This window comes from Okeania sp. SIO2C9 (assembly GCF_010672455.1).
In the GTDB taxonomy this organism is placed as follows: domain Bacteria; phylum Cyanobacteriota; class Cyanobacteriia; order Cyanobacteriales; family Microcoleaceae; genus Okeania.
The window spans coordinates 1-1434 of sequence record NZ_JAAHGO010000220.1 but is presented as its reverse complement, the minus strand read 5'-3'; the positions used below and the strand labels follow the sequence as shown (position 1 = coordinate 1434).

Genomic DNA, 1434 nt, shown 5'->3' with positions numbered 1-1434 from the left:
TCTCGATGGAGGTAATATACTGAAGGCAATAGTCTGGAAAATTACTGGTAACCCCTACAAAGGAGTAGTTTTTGCCAGTCGTATCGGACAAGCTTTTGGTTGGTTAGCCATCGCTTCTGGTTTACTTCCCCTATTATTATTTGGCAGCTTGGCGAACTTCTGGAACTTGTTAATTGGTTTCTTCTTGTTACAAAATGCTAGTAATGCAGCTCAATTTGCGAGAGTACAAGAACAACTCACAGGCTTAACTGCTGCTGATGTTGTGGAGTTAGATAGTCCAATTGTCAGAGCTGATCTTAACCTCAGAGAGTTTGCTGATGAGCAAATTGTGAGCTCCCAAAAATGGCAGCGGTTTTTAGTCACCGATAATGATGGACAATTACTAGGAGCAATATCTGTTGACAATTTGCGAACCATCCCAAGGCAATTGTGGTCGGAAACTCAAATTAAAGATGTAATGGGACCGATTGCAGAATCTACCACAGTACAAGCTAACCAACCTTTATTGGAAGTAGTGCGGCTAATCGAACAACAAAAGCTATCTGCACTGGCTGTGATTCATGACAATGGTGTGTTAGTCGGCATTTTAGAAAAACCTGCAATTCTCAGTTTGCTTCAGAAAAGGATGCTTTCAAACCCTGCATAATCTTCTCAATTAAATAATTGATAGTGATGTAATGAAGCGATACATACAGTTAGTTCGCTTCATTTATCATTTGAAAGTGGTAAGTAGTCGGACATAAAAAAAGTCAACTGTGTTAAGTTTCATAAAGACAATCAGAACAAAGACTCAAAACTAAACTAAACAGTTTAGCATACTAAAGTTTTCAAGATTTCTTAATAATCAAGTGTCCACTTTGTTTGATTACCCACCTCTAATCGTTCACCTGACACCCACGCCTGGTGTGGAAAAAAGCAGTAAATTCTTCTGGCAGAATCACCCAGATAGCCATAGTAGGGTCTATTCTCCGGCTGGCTGGCTCTGTTTCTCAACAGAACCAACGCTCTTTCTATCTGGTCTTTTTCCCGGCACTCATCAGCTGTACCTTGGAAGTATAACCCTATGCCCGTTCCTTCTGGCACAGCTGAATTAAAGATAGCGATCGCCACCTTACCTTGGTTGTGGTAAATATTCTGAGAGTGCCTAGAAGCAACAGCAGAAAACCAGTAAAGATGCCAGGACTCATCATAGGCAAAGAACACAGGAGAACACCAAGGTTCTCCTGTTATCGAACAAGTGGAAAGAACACAGTAGAGATTATTATCAATAATTTGCTTAGCTCTTTCATATACTTCAAATTTGTCAGACTCTAGGGTATTAACCCAGCCATTGGATGCAGTTGATGGTTGCAAATCCTTGTTCACTTAAACCTCAACCAAATCAGAAGGATGATCAATTGGCTCAACTCCATTATTGACACCGAACTGATAAGC

The 1434-nt window shown here is 40.4% G+C and carries 2 protein-coding genes; one reads left to right on the top strand and one right to left on the bottom strand.

Annotation, left to right across the window (positions count from 1 at the left end; all coding sequences use genetic code 11):
* Positions 1-646, top strand: a 646-nt coding sequence (locus tag F6K23_RS40445) for a CBS domain-containing protein (RefSeq protein WP_293166844.1), incomplete at its 5' end; no start/stop codon positions are given.
* A 191-nt stretch (positions 647-837) separates the two neighbouring features.
* Here the strand turns inward: F6K23_RS40445 and F6K23_RS40440 are convergent.
* Positions 838-1365 (bottom strand): pyridoxamine 5'-phosphate oxidase family protein, encoded by a 528-nt coding sequence (locus F6K23_RS40440; protein WP_293166842.1) that lies wholly within the window; start codon positions 1363-1365, stop codon positions 838-840.
* Between the last annotated feature and the right edge of the window lie 69 nt (positions 1366-1434).